Genomic DNA, 15,765 nt, shown 5'->3' with positions numbered 1-15,765 from the left:
GTGTCTGGCCATTCCGCTCTTGCTTTAATTGAGTAACCCACTTACTGACGGTTGATTTACCCACCCCCATCGCTTTGGCTGCTTCTTCTTGAGTATAACTTTGGTCAACTACAAGCTGAGCTGTTTCTAACTTGATTGCCGCAGAATACGTTGCGCGTTTTAATTTCGTCATTTTTTCACCCAAATTTGTATGCTTATTAGCATAACATTTCTTTCTTAATGGGTGGCCAAATTAACTATGCCACTACAAGGTAATGGTGCGGGGTTAGGTATTTTATTTATAGCCCTCTCTTTACCAGCATATTATTTTGGGTTGTTTCATTAATACATATGTTGTTACTTTGAAAACAATAAACATAACAAGAACATGAAACGATAAGTACTCCTCAGCCGTTTTAGAGGACACCCCCTCATCACTTTGAAGCCACAGGGGGCAAGCTTTACTTCATCCATTAGCCCCACAGTTGTCCGCTCCGAGAGAGCTCGGTTTGGAAAGGAGCTCAAGTTTTTAAGTTAGTGCGATGAATTCCAGCTTGATTAGTAACCTTTTTGCAGTTTATTTATTATATTGTTTATAACATCTCAAATTAAAAACCCTGTGCTAAACGTTACGTTTAACACAGGGCTTTGTAGTTTTAGATTAACCGGCTTAACATACAAAGCGTATTAAAACGAATACTGCAGCCTTAATGAGATTGCATTGCCCGATGTGATAGTACCGCCTGCCTCGTAGTAATCGGCTTTAATGTAGTCGGCCATAAACTTTATATTCTTGTTTAAGGTGTAGTTAACGCCAAGGGCGTAGGTTTTAGCGTCTTGGTTTTCTTGCTTGAGTTTAAGTAGGCTATAGCGACCAGTGAGCTCCCAGCCTGGCTCTGAGCTTGCGCCTAGTTTTGCGTTTTTATACTTACGGTATCCGCCCGATAGCTGATAACCAAATTGCAAATAGCCGCCTTCGTAATCGATAGTTGACTTTTCAATACTAGTTACTTGTGCTTGTTGCCACTCGGCCATCATGGTAAATCTGTTTTTAAGCCATAGTAGCTCTACGCCTTGTTGTGAGAGGCTATCGGCATTAATTTTATCGCCTTCTATTAATGAGTCGGCGGTATAAACTTCAAGAGGTTCATTTACTCTAAATTCGTTACCGTCGTACTGCCTCTCACTAAATGCGACGCCTAGGTGTAAAAGGTTGGTGTTTTGCTGCCATGGCACCCAAGCTACGCGCCCTGTAATAGCAGACGTTGCTTCGTCTTCATCGGGCTTGTAATAACCTAGCTGCCAATTTACTGAGGCTATGTCACCGGAAAGGCTAATACCTAAGCTACGCCCTGGTGAAAACGCTTCGCTTATCATGCTGCGCTCAAGCATTAATAAATTACGAGAGCTGGTTAGTTTTTCTAGGCCAAAACCTTCTTTTTGTTGGCCTATGGTTACATCGGCATATTTCCAGCCAGAGTATTCTAGGTAGGCGTCTTTTATTTCGGTTTCGCCATCGGCAAAGCCAAGCTGAAATTTACTTTTCCAGTCTTTGCTTATGTCTGATTTAAAACTTAGGCGAGCGCGGCGTATTTCAGAGGTACTTTCTGAATCGCTGCTGTCGTATTTTCCCTCTAACAATGAGCTATCAAACTTGTTGTAGTCGAGCATAATATAGCCGCTTAGGTCTATATCGTCGTTAATTTTGGCAAAGGTTGCGTTACTAACAAGGCAAAGTGCTGAAAGTGCCGCATAAGTCATCGTTTGTTTAGAGGTCATGTTGGGCTGCCTTTGTTTGTTTTTCGGCTAAGTAACTTACTTTTAGTTGCGCTACGTCTCTTAAAAAGTCGATGTGTTCTATATCTACAGCAACGACGTTTAGGCCTGTGCGCTGTTTTAAATCATGGATGAGTGTGGCTTGGTTTTGCGGGGTTATGTTTTCTATGCGCTCGTAGCAAACGCTTTGTACTTCGTAGCGTTTTACAAATACGCTTGAGTCAATCAAAAAGGCAATTAAGCAAATAATACCATTAAGAATACTTAGCTCAATTAAACTCATTTGCCCTACAGAGGTCAGTAAAGCAATGGCAGTAACAAGGAATAAGTAGGTCATTTCTTTAATCGAAATAGACTCAGTGCGATACCTTAGCATGGTAAATACGGCAAATAGGCCAAATGCAAATTCCATCGACATATCAACGCCGTGCAGCAAAAAGGTAATAATAAAAACGCCTACGCCAAATAAAATAAACGAGCCTGCCACCACTGCATTTTTACTTACGCGAAAGTAACAGCCATAGCAAAGTACAGCCAGCGATAGGATGTTTACTAAAAAGCGGGAAAGAAAAATAAGATCTAATTTTGTCATTTTAATTATTCTCTAAAGGTAATAGTGGGTTAGTGCGGTTAAGGTGTTTTAAGCGGGCTAAAACAGGTTTAAAGCGGTTTACTTTTAAGCGCTCGGGGTAGAGCAAAGCACAGCCAATGCAGTATTTACTAAACGAGGCTGGGAATATGTGGTGTTTGCTCATAAGTTTATAAAATGGCGAGTGTTTTGTTTTTTTACGTTGCTTAAGTTCGGCAATAAAAAAGCCTGGTAAGGTTATTTTGTTATCCCCTTTTGGGGTGTTGTACCACAGGTTAAAATCAAGCGTTAAGCGCTCGGCTTTTTCTTCGTTGGCTAGCGCTATACGGTTATAGCCGCTTTGCTGGGTTACGTTTAAATCTGCAAAGCTGTTTTTCATTTGCTCTTTCATAAACGCAGTACAATGGGCTTGCTCGTTGTTTTTTTCGAGCTTGATGCGTGTTTTAACCGTACGGCTTTGGTTGTTTTTTAGTTTTACTTCTAGGTATTCGGTGGCGGTATCAACGTAGCGCCTTTGGCGCACTTTATAGCGGTTGAGCTTACCGTTATGATGGGCTTTATATAAATCAAGTTCGGGCGTATCAAAGTACTGATTATAGTAAGAAAATAAACGCTTGCCTTGTATATCAAGTACACGGTACTGGCCTTGTATATGAGTAAGTAGCTCAGGTAAAAAAGACAGTGGCAGCATAAACTTACTGTCTACACGGTTCATTAAATTAGCGTTATTAAGATCGTTTAATCCGTAACCTTCAAACGGAATAAGCAACTCGTTAATTAAGCTTGTTAATGAGGCATGTGCATTTGGCTTTTCAGGTTGAGCCTGCTTATTTTTAGTGTTTATTGCAGTAATTGCTACTGGTGCAATTGAAGTATCCTTTTCAAAAAGTTCATCCTTAAAACGTGCTTGAATTGTCATAATTTTCTCAGATTATTAAATTGCAAAGTAATACAGTGCAGTGCCAGCGTGCTGACACCGCATGAAGGATGGGTTGTTTATCTAGCGCAAAATCCGCTGCCATCGCCAGCTGAAGGTAATGTGCCATCGAGCTGCGCGACCATATTTGCTACGCGGTACTGCATAAACGACGTTAAGCCGTAAAACTGCCCCGTTGTAGAGGTTAGGTTTTGCTCAAAGTAGGCTGAGCCATAAAAGCTGGTTGGGTCGTTTTGTACGTGCTCACGAATTAGGTCGGCTATTTCATTTACGCGTGCGTTAAATGTATCGCTTGAAAGTGAGCCATTAATAAGCTGTGTTAAGTAACTGTGGTACGTATCGAGGTTGCTTTGCTCGGCAAATACATTAGCAATTAACGGGCGCTCGCTTAATGCCCCGCTTACTGGCTCATCAATGTAGAGCTCTCTTACATCTACGCCATTACAATCCATGGCAAAGGTGCCAAATGACTCGTTAAAATCCCATGGCAAAATGCTAAATACGCCATCGTCATCGTAAATATAATAGTTATGTGCAAGCGGCCCGTGGTAGCTATCTAAATTAGACAGTGAAGTACTAACCGACATATAACGCAGCAGCATGTCTATATCTATGGCGCTGGTTTCGCCTTTATCGAGCGATTCAACAAAATTAATAAAGGCGCCGTTATCGGTGGTGTCTTCGTTGGTTTGCAGGTTTATATCGGTGTAGCTTTGTATGTCGTCACCTAGCCATAGTAAATCGCTTCCCGTGCCATCTGGCTTGTATAAATCGCCGTTACTGTTGGCAAAGTGTTTTTCAACAAATTCGCTATCTATTGCTTCTACCATTAAGTACAAACCAAATAGCTCGCCGTTTACATAAAAGTTAACGTAAGCATGCTCAGGCGTTGGTACACCCATTTCATCCATTAGATCGTAGGCGATTACTTCACGCATGTACGACGGGTCGTTAAACGAGTTTTGTAGTGTGAATTTTTTTAGCCCAAAAAACTTTTGCCCCGACACATATTCGTTAATATCAACCTTAAAGCTGTAACGGTCGCTGCTAGAGTTGGCAACACTTCTTAAACTTGAGCCACCTTTAGTGCGAATAGCCACGCTATCGAGTGTTACCCCATTAAAGGTAATAGCGGTTTCGTGGTATTCCTCATCAAGTGGGTTATCTAGAATGTCTTGCCAGTTTTCGTCGGTAATTGTAATAGAAAGCGTATTAACCGCTGTGGGTGTAAAGGCGGTTGCAACTGTATTTTCACTACTTGGGGTAGGTGTTAAAAACGCATGAGTAAAGCCTGTACTGCTACTTAGGCCGTAACTAAAGCCTGTGGCTACATCACTTTCATCCCAGTCAATGTAGTCAATTACTTCATCGTTGAGTATTAAGCTTAGCTCGTCTTCTTTGCCTAGTTTAAACGGGACGTAGTAAGTGCCTGGGTCTTCATCGGTGGCATAAATAGTTATGTATTGGCCTGCGTATAAATCTATGTCGGGTAGAGTGATGGGGTCTATGTCGTCGCTTTCATCAATAACGTGGTAGTTAGCTAAGTTAATTGTATTTGCGCTGTTGTTGTATAGCTCAAACCAGTCGTTGCCATCGTCTGCGGCGCTTGCCACTATTTCGTTAATAACGAGTGGCCCGTGGGTTGCTTGGCTGTTTGAGCTAAGTTCTGTTGGAGTTAATACCGCAGTTGCATCGCTGCCATCAGGGTAGCGACCATAGCTGTAACCACTTAGCGCTTGGCCTTTATTCCACGATAACTGCTCTATAATTACATTGTTACTGTAAAGGCTTACGGTATCGCTTGCGCCTAATTTAAACGCAACGCTTGGCAGATCGCCTAAATCATCGGTGCTTGCGTAAATGCGGTAAAACTCACCCGGCGATAACGTGATATCGGGTAGAGCAAATTGTTCGTTATTGTCATCACTTAGGGTGTAGTCTGCTAAATAAACATCGCTACTGCTTGTTACATAAAGCTCTATCCAGTCCTCGCCGCCGCTGCTGTCTTTTGCTACTACTTCGTTTATACGAAGTGGTGCATCTTCAGCAATTAGCGTTGTAACAAGTGAAGAGGTATCGGCTGTTTGGTTAGCTGCGCCTTCTGTTGGCGTTAATATTTGCGCGGTGCCGGTGCCATCGGTGTATAAGCCGTAACTAAAACCTTTAGCGGCTTCGCCTTCTTCCCAATCAAGTACAGAGATAGCAGTGCCGTCCTCGTATAACGTAACCGCATCATCGCTACCTAGTTTAAAGGTGACGTAATAACCGCTATCGGGCGGTGTATCGGTTTCATCAATGGCTTGAATAACAATAAACTCACCTTGCGAAAGCGCTACTGCGGGTAAAGCTTGAGGCTCTCTGTCGGCGTTATCATCAACAAGTGAAAATACCGATAAGTCGGCTATATCTTCAGTGGCGTATAGCTCAATCCAATCGTAGGTTGTATCGCTTGGGCTTGCGACAATTTCGTTAATAACTAAACCCGTTGAGGTGGTTGTTGATGATGAGTCAGTTTGCTCTGTGCTGCTATCGGTTGTTTGCTCAGTACCGCCACAGCCATACAAAAATGTAGTGGAGGTAATTAATGAATAAAATAGTAGGGGTTTTATGGTCATTGATGCGATCTTTTTTATTTTAATAACGTGGTAAAACAATAAAAAAAGAAGGTGCAAACAATGTGTAAACATTCAGTAATATTCAGTATAGTGAACTTAATTACTCATTTTAAAAGTTACCTTAACCTAATGATTAAAAAATTAATTTTATTATGCGCCTTAAGCATGCCATTGGCAGCGTGTGCTGACGATGTTGCGCCATTTTCAGGTGAGATAAGCGCGCAGGCTTTAATAAACGATTACGATAAATTTAGCGAATATTACACAACGTTTACCCCTACTTCTAAAGATATTGCGTTAATGCAAAAGCTTAAAGGTAAAGAGCTAGTTGTTTTATTTGGTACTTGGTGTCACGACAGCCACCGCGAAGTACCTAAACTCATTAAACTTCTTGAACAGTCAAAAGTTGAACTGGCAAGTGTTAACTATGTGGCAGTGGGTTACAACAAACGAGACGATGCAGGTGTTGCTGAGGCACATGATTTAAAATACACACCTACATTTATTGTTAAACAAAATGACAAAGAGTTAGTACGTGTGATTGAAAAACCAACGGGGTCATTGGCAGAAGATTTAACTCAGGGTTTGTAAGGGTTATGTGAGAATCATCCCGCAATTTTATTTATAGTTAAAACGGATATTTATGAAGTGTAAAAAGTGTAAAGCAGGGATTACCTCACCAGTAGTTAAAACGACAAATCTTAACGGGACTCCAATCGCGTCATCATCTTGCCCTGTGTGCGGTGAAAATTTAGATGGTTCAAAAAAATATTGGGTTTTATTAATTATTTTAATTATTGGTATTGGTTTAGCATCAAAGTATTTGTCTTAACCTTAGTTATATTATCCACACATGTGAATGAATAATACTGTGGTATTGATTATTAGTCTTTTACTTAAAGTTATGTGGCTTATGACATTAATGCGATCTGAAAAAATTCAATTGTGGTTTATGAAAAATGCCAACAAATTGTTTGTAGCTGCAGCTGCTTTTGGCGTTATTTTTGTCTTGATTTGGGGGGATGCTTCTCAATGGGAATACGAAGAAGATAAAAATCACTACAGCGCTTTTTTTTCATCTATTGATAGCCGAATTAGTTTTGTAAACTATGGCTATTCAGGTACCAGTATAAGAGTTGTTTTGAATTTTGATGCCGAAGGGCTCATTCCGGATGACATTAAAAGCATAACTCCAAAGTATAAATATTTAATTCTTGAACGCATTTGCAATGATTTAGAAAGTTTGGAACTTTTAGAAAGCGGCTACTATTTTGATGTGGATTTAAGGGATATCAGTTCTGAACACATGTTTAAAAATTATTTTAATTTAATAGTGAAGCATGAGAGGTGTGTCACCTAACGCAATTGAGTTTTAACTTAGCTAATAGGCATTAGAAAGACTAAAGAGCTTTTCATATATTAAACTTTATAAGTTTTCTACAGGTGCCTTACCGCACATAAATTGTGATCACTATTCACTATTCACTATTCACTATTCACTATTCTCTAAACAGGCTTTTTTCGAACGCTTGCGCAGCATGCGAAGATGGTCTGTCTTTATAATGCAATTGATAAAGAGGGCGAGAGAGTTGCTCGTTATTTTTTTGGCTCAGGCGTGTTAATTTACCTAGCTGCACTAAATCTTCTGTGACTACATTTGGCAATAAAGCGACCCCCATACCTTGCGCAACGGCCCTTGCTATGGCTTCGTTGCTACCTAATTGCATACTGCGCTCAGCTTGTACGCCATGCTCTGCTAATAACTTAACCGACATTTCTAACGTGCCCGAGCCTGGCTCGCGCAGTAGCCAAAACTGCTCGTTTAACCATGCTTTTAAGTCTTTAGCGGGCTTAAAGTTACTCGGTATAACCACACTCATTAAATCGTTTTGCCAGTGCTTACTAATAATGTGCGGCTCGGTAGGTGTGCCTTCAACCAGGGCTAAATCTATAGTGCATTCAAGTAAGGCATGTTCAATTTGCGCGGTATTAGCTACTTGTACTTCTACTTTTATATGTGGGTACTGCGCACAAAATTTGGCTAAATAAGGCGGTAGCCAATAGCTGGCAATGGTGGTGCTAGTGCCTATAACTAATGTCCCGCGTTTGAGCCCCGTGCGCGATTTTATATCGTCTAGGGCGGCTTTTTCGATAGCAAAAATACTACGGGCGTGATCATACAAGGCTTGGCCGCCTTCACTTAAGGTGAGCTTTTTACCCTTAGATGCACGTTCAATAAGTTGAATATTTAACTGATGCTCTAGCTCTTTTAGCGCCTTAGAAACAGCGGGCTGGCTTATAAAAAGCGCTTCGGCTGCGCCTGAAAAGCTACCCAATTTAGCCACTGTATAAAACACCCTAAGTGCATGTAAGTTCATTGAACAACCTTAAATTGTATAACTCTAAATTGTATAACCTTAAGTTATCAAATCATGATTTTAATATATTGGAGTTATATTTTGAGCTTTCTTACAATTAAGTCAACACATCAACATGGTTTAAGTGAGGGAATATTATGCTTAGCGCTATTAAAAATAGTTTTCAGCCTCTAGGTATTAATACTAAGCAATACGGCGATACGCGCTGGTGGTTAGGTATGCTGCTGGTGGTTGTGTTAGCGGGGGCATCTGTTGCATTAAGTAAGTTACCTATAATGCAAAGTGCGCAATTTAGCTCCTTAACTATTGGGATTGTGCTTGGCATTATTGTTGGTAACAGTGTGTTTTCGCGTATTGCTACGCGTACCGATGCAGGCGTTGATTTCGCCAAAAGTATATTACTCAAAGCGGGCGTTATTTTATTTGGGTTTAGAATTACTTTTGCGCAAGTAGCGGGCGTGGGTTGGCATGGCCTATTAACCGATATAGTAATGCTGTTAGGTACATTTATTTTGGCAGTGCAGCTAGGCAAGCGCGTTTTTAAGCTTGATGAACAAACAACCATACTAATTGGTGCGGGTAGTTCTATTTGTGGCGCCGCAGCGGTAATGGCAACCGAGCCAGTTATAAAAGCGCAGGCGCATAAAGTATCGGTAGCTGTGGCAACGGTTGTGGTATTTGGCACGTTAAGTATGTTTGCCTACCCAATACTGTTTGAGTACATGGGGCTGAGTGAACACGCATACGGTATTTTTGTGGGTTCAACTATTCACGAAGTCGCGCAAGTGGTTGCAGCGGGCACAGCGGTAAGTGCCAATGCAGCCGACACCGCCGTGATAGAAAAAATGCTACGCGTAATGATGCTTGCGCCATTTTTAGTAGGCTTATCGTTTTGGCAAAGTAAAAAGCATGCAAACATACACGCACAGGGCGGCGAGCAAAAAGCGGGAATTACAATCCCTTGGTTTGCGGTTTTGTTTATAGTGGCAAGTGGCGTGCATTCGTTATCGGTTATTCCCCAAGGTGCTACAAACGCCATTATATGGTTTGACAGTATACTACTTACCATTGCCATGGTCGCACTTGGGCTGCGTACACATGTTGGCGCTATTCGCCAAGCCGGTATAAAACCGCTGTTATTAGCTGGCTGTTTATTTTTGTTTTTAACCTTAGGTGGCTTTGCCATTAATGTAGGCATTGCTCAGCTGTTTTAAATATAACTAGGTGGAGGTAGATTGGCTTAAATAGGCCAATCTACTTCGTTTAAGTGATCGAGCTGTGCATCTGGGCTTTGATTGCCTCCCCATTTTTTTGTGTAAATGGATTTAGGGTCAAACTGCTGTGTTTGCTTTTCAATATTGAAGTGCCGCCCGCCACGTGGGTCAACGCCTACTCCCGCTATGTACTGCCAGTTGCCCCAATTGGCTGCTACGTCATGATCAATTAGCTGCTGCTCAAAATAAGCTGCGCCGTAACGCCAATCGAGTGCCAGCTCGTTAACTAAGCAGCTTGCCACAATTTGCCTTGAGCGGTTTGTTATAAAACCGGTGGCATTGAGCTCTTTCATGATGGCATTAACCAAGGGGTAAGGCGTTGTGCCTTGGCACCAAGCAGCAAAACGGTTTGGCATAAACGTAGTAAGTGGCTTAGTTTGCTTTTGCCCCTTAAAACTAAACAAGCTGCTTTGTACATTTAGCGCGTGCCATTTAAAGTATTCGCGCCACAGTAGTTCAAACTTAATCCAATAGGTTGAATCGTTAGCGGTATATGTTTGTTCGTATTGCTCAACCGCATTGTATATTTGTTTTGCGCTAATACACCCAAAAGCAAGCCATGGGCTAAATTTAGTGGTGTTGTCAAAGCCGTCAAGCGCGTTGCGAGTTATTTTGTAAGTGCTAGGTAATTCGCCTGCAAAGTATTGTTCACAGTGTTTTTGTGCGCTTGTTAAGCCACCATGCATTGAGTTGTTAATTGCTTTTGGCAACTCAATTGGGTTTTTAGCGCAAAGCGTAATAGGTTTAGGCAATAGCTCGGTTGTAATGTGCGACAGCGTGATTGGTATGTTGGCAGCTTCAATCTTCTTTTTAAATGGGGTAAAGCTTTTGGGTAAATCTGTTAAGTTAAATGGCAGTTCGTTTTGGTGATACAAGGTATCCTGCAGGGTACCGGTAAACTGGACTTCAGGACAATGAGCTTTTAATAAATTAATTTCGCGTTGTTCGTACACACCAAATTGCTCACTGTAAACCACTTCATCAATGTGTTGCTCTTTAATACGTTGCTTTAAAACACTAACTGGTTCGCCTTCTAGCACGTGCAGAGTTTGGCCACGCGCAATTATTGCTTGCTGTAACTCATAAAGGCTTTGCATTAAAAAGGTGTACTTGTTTTCACCATACTGCTTTTGCTGATAATTTGTGTTTTTAAACCAGTTGGGGTTAATTACAAACACCACGTCTAGTGCGCATTGCTGTAGTGCGAGTTTGCTAAAAATTGGGTTGTCGTTTAGGCGTAAATCGTTTTGTAGCCTATATAAAATGCGTTTGCTCATACTTTTGCTCTGGTTTTGTAGATGTTGTATTTACGAAACAAAAGTAGCTGAGGATTAGTTAATCGTGTTTTTAATCGAGTAAATTTATAAATACGTGCAAGGTTGCGATTTAAGAAGAGGCGATAGAGTAACCGCCTCTTATTTTATTAAAGTACGGTTTTACTTTGTCTTTTTTTGTTTTGCTATCCAATCATTTATTACATCTTCAAGTACAGCCATTGGCAGGGAGCCTTGGCCAATAACGGTATCGTGGAAGCTGCGTATATCAAATTGTGGGCCAAGCTCTTTTTCGGCTTTTGCGCGCAGTTCGCGTATTTTAATTTCGCCCATTTTGTATGAAAGCGCTTGGCCTGGCCATGAAATATAGCGGTCTATTTGATCTTCCACCGCGCTTTGTGGCAACGCGGTGTGGCTTGCTAGGTAGTCAATTGCTTTTTGGCGGCTCCAGCCGAACGCATGAATACCGGTATCAACCACTAAGCGCACTGCACGCCACATTTCGTAACCTAAACGGCCAAAATCGCTGTAAGGGCTTTGATAAAAGCCCGCTTCTTTACCTAAACGTTCTGTATAAAGTGCCCAACCTTCGCCAAATGCAGAGTGGCTGAGTGTGCGTCTAAATTCGGGTACATTTAACTCCATAGCAATGGCGTTTTGTAGGTGGTGCCCTGGTATGGCTTCGTGCAGACTAAGTGCTTCTAAATTATATAAAGGCTGCAGTTTAGGTGTTGAGGCTAAAAAATAAGTACCTGGTGAGCGGTTATCTGGCGGTGGCATATAAAACGCCCCACGACTTGCTGAGCCCTTAATAGTAAAGGTGTTACGCGGTAAGTGGCCAAAGTAAGTGGGCAATTTGCCATACATTTTTTGCGTGATGAACGCGGTTTTTTCAAGTAGGTCTTGCGCGTCTTTTGCGTAAAATTGCTCATCGGTTGCTAAAAATTCTAAAAACTCACTATAGGTGCCATCAAAGCCTACTTCATCAATAATGGCTTGCATTTGCGCTTTAATACGCGCGACTTCTTTTAGGCCCAGCTCATGTATTTGTTTAGGCGTCGCGTTAGTTGTGGTGTAGTAATTAACGGTGTATTTGTAATAATCAAGCCCGCCTTCAACGCTTGCAATGCCCGGCTTCGCTCTACAGTGTGACATGTAATCATTTTTAAAAAAGTCATAAAAATGCTGATAGGCAGGAATTACTTTTTCTTCAATTAACGCTTGTGCTTTTTGTTTTAAACTCGCTTTTTGCGCTGCACTAAATGTATTAGGTATACGCGTAAAGGGCTCGTAAAGGGCGCTTTTTTCGGGGTTTTTAACTAAATGCGCGCTTATGCTTTGGCTGTAATTTTCAAAGGTTTTACAGTAATGAGTAAAGCCTGTTTTTATACCTTCTTTCATTAAATCAATATTTTGCTGATTAAAGCGCGGGTAGTCGGCAAGGCTGATTAAAAAAGCGTTGTAATCATCAGCTGTTAAAAAAGCCATATTAGCTGGCGCTTCTGCAAAGTAAGTATGCCAGCCACTTAAAAAATTAACCGGAAAATACTTACCTTGATAAAGGTAGCTTTGCTGCTCGGTTTCGCGCTCATATTTAAATAAGCGATAGTTCATTAGCTGCTCGTTATTGAGCGTTTTTGGGTCAATGTTGGCTAAGCTTTTTAGTACGCTGTTGTTATACGCTTGGCGCTTAGCAATGGCTTGCTCGCTCCAATTTGGTAATGTGCCGTTTGGTTTCCAACCGTCAGGGTCGGTTCGAAAGAATATTTTTTCAGCTTTGGCATTTTGCCAGTGGTTATCAATAATGGTTTTTAAATCGCTGTTGCTGTCGGCAAGGCTTGGTAGCGAAGTGGCTGCTAAGCAAATAGCTAAAATACGTTTTTTAAACATAGTGATCCGTTATTGGCGAGTTAGTCGCGCTTTTTTATTTTAATTTGTGCTTAATATAGTACCAAGTTAACTTAATCAATGCGCTTACTTTTACCCTTATGTATTTATCGGTTGTATTTTAAGATTGAGCAAATTTCACTACATAACTTACAGCAGCTCTAGTTTATTGTTTTATCAGCGTTTAGAATGATTAAAACTTATTATAAAAAATGACTGTCATGTTTAATAAAGTAATCGCCTTAATTAATGAAGCAAACAACCAAGACCCAAATACTGAGCAATTTAATGGGCAAAGCGTGCCCAAAGAAAGCCTTTATGCTACTCGAATGAGCGACATGCTTAGCCGTTTTAACCCCGATGCTGGCGAGCTTATGCAAATTGCAGTGCGTGGGCAGCATATACAACGCTGGAAGTCGCCGCGTAGTGACTTTGAAATGAACAAGCAGGGTTATCATCAATGGCGCAGTGCACTTTATATATTTCATGCAAGTAGTGTTGTTGCGCTCATGAAGCAAGCTGGTTACGGCGAAGCTGAGCAAAACAGAGTGTACGATGCGGTGGCTAAAAAAAATATTAAACGTAACCCAGACAGCCAATTAGTAGAAGACGTAGCAAGCCTCGTATTTATTGAGCATTACATGTTGGGGTTTGCCAATAGTAAGCCTGATTACGATGAGCAAAAATGGATAGGGATTATTCGCCGTACATGGCAAAAAATGTCAGATGACGCGCATGAGTTTGTACTTACAGGTAATATTACTTTACCAGCGCCGCTTGTTGGGCTTATTCATAAAGTGCTTGAGTAAAAGTACATAAATAAAAAGGAATTTTAAATGTATTGCCCTAGAACTAATACGCCACTTGAACCTTTACTTGTTGGCGGCATTACTGTTTTTACGTCAGCGCAAGGCGGCGTATTTTTTGATAACAGCCAAATTTTTAAGTTTAGCTCGCCTGAGTTAAAGCATGGTCAGGTTTTACTTAAGTATTTGAGTGAATATAGCGAGAGTGAATACGATGTATCGCTACGAATTAATTGCCCGAAGTGCAAAAAAGTGGTGATGATGCGCCGGTATTTTTCACCGCTCAAAGTGGTTGAGATAGACGAGTGCCCGGGTTGTGCAGGAATATGGCTTGATAGTGGTGAGCTGGCAAAAATACACGAAAACCATTTAACCCCCAAAGCGAGAAAGTTGTTAGCCCACGAAATGGCCACCAATCATGGGTTTGTATCTATTAAGCCACCAAAATCAAAGTATTATCCTAAAGCGCCTACAAATACCCAAGCCACCACAGTTGAACGGCTGGTGCAATTGGCATTACTTAATCTCTAATACCAACCTGCAATAATACGTAATCATTTTGCTAAGCTAAACGTGTCGTTACTCGCGTTAAAGAATTCTCATTCAGAACCACTAAATAGATCGCCTAGTTAAGCTAATTGGTATAAAGCATAAAAAAACGGCGTACTAAAAAGTACGCCGTTTTTTGTGATAAATTAACGCTTATGCCGTTTATTTATTACGGTTTTCTTTTGCAAAAGCACGTATTTTACGTTTTTGCGAAAGCGTTACTTTATTAGTACGCCCTGCAAATGGGTTATCACCTTCTCTAAATTCAATTTTGATTGGGGTGCCCATAATTTTAAGTGCTTTACGGTAGTAGTTCATTAGGTAGCGTTTGTAGCTATCTGGTAAATCGTGAACTTGGTTACCGTGAATTACAATACGCGGCGGGTTATAACCACCGGCATGCGCGTATTTAAGCTTAACACGACGACCACGAACAAGTGGCGGCTGGTGATCGGCCTGTGCCATGTCCATAATACGGCGGAGCATTGCAGTACTTATACGTTTAGTTGCTGACTCGTACGCTTCATCAACGGATTCAAATAAGTGGCCAACACCTGTACCATGAAGTGCTGATATAAAGTGCAAGCGTGCAAAGTCAATAAAGCCTAAACGACGGTCAAGCTCGGTTTTAATACGATCTTTAACGTAGTCATCAAGCCCATCCCATTTGTTCACGGCAATAACCAATGAACGACCTGAGTTAAGCGCAAAACCTAATAAACTTAAGTCTTGATCAGAAATACCATCGCGCGCATCTACAACCAGTAAAACAACATTACAATCTTCAATAGCCTGCAGTGTTTTAATAACTGAAAACTTTTCTACTACGTCGCTTACTTTTTTACGTTTACGTACACCGGCTGTGTCGATTAACACGTACTCTTTTTCGTTACGTGTCATAGGGATATAGATAGAGTCGCGCGTTGTACCTGGCATATCGTACACAATTACACGTTCTTCACCTAGTATACGGTTTGTAAGTGTTGACTTACCTACATTAGGACGACCAATAATTGCAAGCTTTACCGGTTTATCTGCAAATGCTTGGTGGTCGGTATCATCGCCTTCACCTTCTTCGTAAAGGTCTATTAGCTCTTCATCGTCATCGGCTACGTCTTCATCTTGTGCTGCTAGTTCGGCAATCACAGGTTGAAGTGTGTGCTCAAGTAAAAGTGTAATACCACGACCATGCGCTGCTGCTATGTGATGAATTTCACCCAGTGATAGCTGGTAAAATTCAGCACAGTTTGAATCAGCGTCTATGCCATCGGTTTTATTGGCAACAACAAAACATTTTTTGTCTTGCTTGCGAAGATGATTGGCAATAGCTTGGTCGGCAACGGTCATACCTACGCGTGCGTCTACTAAAAACAGTACGATGTCGGCTTCTTCAATAGCAAGTAGCGATTGGTCAGCCATTTCGATCTCGATGCCTTCTTCTGTGCCATCAATACCGCCCGTGTCCACCACGATAAATTCATAGCCATCGTAATTAGCTTGGCCATATTTTCTATCTCGTGTTAAACCTGGAAAATCGGCTACGAGTGCATCACGAGTACGTGTTAAGCGGTTAAATAATGTGGATTTGCCCACATTGGGTCGCCCAACTAGAGCGATCACGGGAAGCATAAACTACCTCTTTAAAAAACAACAAAAGGCTTCGCAGAGCGAAGCCTTACAAAAAACCTTTAAGTGTTAGCT

General features: G+C 41.4%; 14 protein-coding genes. 5 read left to right on the top strand and 9 right to left on the bottom strand.

The window, feature by feature from the left end:
* From BCG07_RS14820 to BCG07_RS14800, 5 genes are all read right to left on the bottom strand, one after another.
* Nucleotides 1-172 (bottom strand): transposase (locus tag BCG07_RS14820; protein WP_286890851.1); only part of this gene is annotated, 172 nt, incomplete at its 3' end.
* A gap of 494 nt (nt 173-666) precedes the next feature.
* A complete protein-coding gene (locus BCG07_RS14815; protein ID WP_286890850.1) occupies nt 667-1,758 on the bottom strand; it encodes an OprO/OprP family phosphate-selective porin in 1,092 nt (363 codons plus the stop codon).
* The gene (locus BCG07_RS14810) at nt 1,748-2,347 is read right to left on the bottom strand and encodes a DUF4956 domain-containing protein (RefSeq protein ID WP_058430352.1); all 600 of its coding nucleotides are present in this window, start codon (nt 2,345-2,347) and stop codon (nt 1,748-1,750) included. The genes BCG07_RS14815 and BCG07_RS14810 overlap by 11 nt, the downstream gene beginning before the upstream one ends.
* 1 nt (nt 2,348) lies before the next feature.
* Nucleotides 2,349-3,263 (bottom strand): polyphosphate polymerase domain-containing protein, encoded by a 915-nt coding sequence (locus tag BCG07_RS14805; RefSeq protein ID WP_286890848.1) that lies wholly within the window; start codon nt 3,261-3,263, stop codon nt 2,349-2,351.
* Between the two features lie 77 nt (nt 3,264-3,340).
* Nucleotides 3,341-5,896 carry a CotH kinase family protein gene (locus BCG07_RS14800; protein WP_286890846.1) on the bottom strand — a complete coding sequence of 852 codons (2,556 nt, stop codon included), beginning with the start codon at nt 5,894-5,896 and terminating at the stop codon, nt 3,341-3,343.
* Nucleotides 5,897-6,025: 129 nt separating this feature from the next.
* Between BCG07_RS14800 and BCG07_RS14795 the strand changes: the two genes are divergently transcribed.
* Both BCG07_RS14795 and BCG07_RS14790 read left to right on the top strand, forming a co-directional pair.
* Nucleotides 6,026-6,487 (top strand): thioredoxin family protein, encoded by a 462-nt coding sequence (locus tag BCG07_RS14795; protein WP_286890844.1) that lies wholly within the window; start codon nt 6,026-6,028, stop codon nt 6,485-6,487.
* A gap of 331 nt (nt 6,488-6,818) precedes the next feature.
* Entirely contained in the window at nt 6,819-7,256 is a 438-nt protein-coding gene (locus BCG07_RS14790; protein ID WP_286890842.1) for a hypothetical protein, read from the top strand.
* A 139-nt stretch (nt 7,257-7,395) separates the two neighbouring features.
* On the opposite strand, the gene BCG07_RS14785 is transcribed toward BCG07_RS14790, so the two are convergent.
* Nucleotides 7,396-8,274: a LysR family transcriptional regulator gene (locus BCG07_RS14785; RefSeq protein ID WP_286890839.1), complete on the bottom strand. Its 879-nt coding sequence runs from the start codon at nt 8,272-8,274 to the stop codon at nt 7,396-7,398.
* A gap of 137 nt (nt 8,275-8,411) precedes the next feature.
* On the opposite strand from BCG07_RS14785, the gene BCG07_RS14780 reads away from it, so the two are divergent.
* Nucleotides 8,412-9,488 (top strand): YeiH family protein, encoded by a 1,077-nt coding sequence (locus BCG07_RS14780; protein WP_286890836.1) that lies wholly within the window; start codon nt 8,412-8,414, stop codon nt 9,486-9,488.
* Between the two features lie 26 nt (nt 9,489-9,514).
* On the opposite strand, the gene BCG07_RS14775 is transcribed toward BCG07_RS14780, so the two are convergent.
* Complete coding sequence (locus BCG07_RS14775; RefSeq protein ID WP_286890835.1) at nt 9,515-10,825, bottom strand: DASH family cryptochrome; 1,311 nt, start codon at nt 10,823-10,825, stop codon at nt 9,515-9,517.
* Nucleotides 10,826-10,984: 159 nt separating this feature from the next.
* A complete protein-coding gene (locus BCG07_RS14770) occupies nt 10,985-12,712 on the bottom strand; it encodes a DUF885 domain-containing protein (RefSeq protein WP_286890833.1) in 1,728 nt (575 codons plus the stop codon).
* A gap of 218 nt (nt 12,713-12,930) precedes the next feature.
* Between BCG07_RS14770 and BCG07_RS14765 the strand changes: the two genes are divergently transcribed.
* Both BCG07_RS14765 and BCG07_RS14760 read left to right on the top strand, forming a co-directional pair.
* A complete protein-coding gene (locus tag BCG07_RS14765; protein ID WP_286890830.1) occupies nt 12,931-13,518 on the top strand; it encodes a DUF4202 domain-containing protein in 588 nt (195 codons plus the stop codon).
* A 27-nt stretch (nt 13,519-13,545) separates the two neighbouring features.
* Nucleotides 13,546-14,046, top strand: a complete 501-nt coding sequence (locus tag BCG07_RS14760; RefSeq protein ID WP_286890827.1) for a TFIIB-type zinc ribbon-containing protein — start codon at nt 13,546-13,548, stop codon at nt 14,044-14,046.
* A 180-nt stretch (nt 14,047-14,226) separates the two neighbouring features.
* On the opposite strand, the gene der is transcribed toward BCG07_RS14760, so the two are convergent.
* The gene (der, locus tag BCG07_RS14755) at nt 14,227-15,693 is read right to left on the bottom strand and encodes a ribosome biogenesis GTPase Der (RefSeq protein ID WP_010556037.1); all 1,467 of its coding nucleotides are present in this window, start codon (nt 15,691-15,693) and stop codon (nt 14,227-14,229) included.
* Between the last annotated feature and the right edge of the window lie 72 nt (nt 15,694-15,765).

This window comes from Pseudoalteromonas sp. ESRF-bin5 (assembly GCF_002632075.1).
Taxonomy (GTDB): domain Bacteria; phylum Pseudomonadota; class Gammaproteobacteria; order Enterobacterales; family Alteromonadaceae; genus Pseudoalteromonas; species Pseudoalteromonas marina.
Note: the sequence above shows the minus strand (reverse complement) of the source record. Positions and strands in the feature narration are given on the sequence as shown.

Coding starts and splice junctions, on each gene's coding strand:
- BCG07_RS14815 (WP_286890850.1), bottom strand. CDS start 1,758: ATGACCTCTAAACAAACGATGACTTATGCGGCACTTTCAGCACTTTGC.
- BCG07_RS14810 (WP_058430352.1), bottom strand. CDS start 2,347: ATGACAAAATTAGATCTTATTTTTCTTTCCCGCTTTTTAGTAAACATC.
- BCG07_RS14805 (WP_286890848.1), bottom strand. CDS start 3,263: ATGACAATTCAAGCACGTTTTAAGGATGAACTTTTTGAAAAGGATACT.
- BCG07_RS14800 (WP_286890846.1), bottom strand. CDS start 5,896: ATGACCATAAAACCCCTACTATTTTATTCATTAATTACCTCCACTACA.
- BCG07_RS14795 (WP_286890844.1), top strand. CDS start 6,026: ATGATTAAAAAATTAATTTTATTATGCGCCTTAAGCATGCCATTGGCA.
- BCG07_RS14790 (WP_286890842.1), top strand. CDS start 6,819: ATGCGATCTGAAAAAATTCAATTGTGGTTTATGAAAAATGCCAACAAA.
- BCG07_RS14785 (WP_286890839.1), bottom strand. CDS start 8,274: ATGAACTTACATGCACTTAGGGTGTTTTATACAGTGGCTAAATTGGGT.
- BCG07_RS14780 (WP_286890836.1), top strand. CDS start 8,412: ATGCTTAGCGCTATTAAAAATAGTTTTCAGCCTCTAGGTATTAATACT.
- BCG07_RS14775 (WP_286890835.1), bottom strand. CDS start 10,825: ATGAGCAAACGCATTTTATATAGGCTACAAAACGATTTACGCCTAAAC.
- BCG07_RS14770 (WP_286890833.1), bottom strand. CDS start 12,712: ATGTTTAAAAAACGTATTTTAGCTATTTGCTTAGCAGCCACTTCGCTA.
- BCG07_RS14765 (WP_286890830.1), top strand. CDS start 12,931: ATGTTTAATAAAGTAATCGCCTTAATTAATGAAGCAAACAACCAAGAC.
- BCG07_RS14760 (WP_286890827.1), top strand. CDS start 13,546: ATGTATTGCCCTAGAACTAATACGCCACTTGAACCTTTACTTGTTGGC.
- der (WP_010556037.1), bottom strand. CDS start 15,693: ATGCTTCCCGTGATCGCTCTAGTTGGGCGACCCAATGTGGGCAAATCC.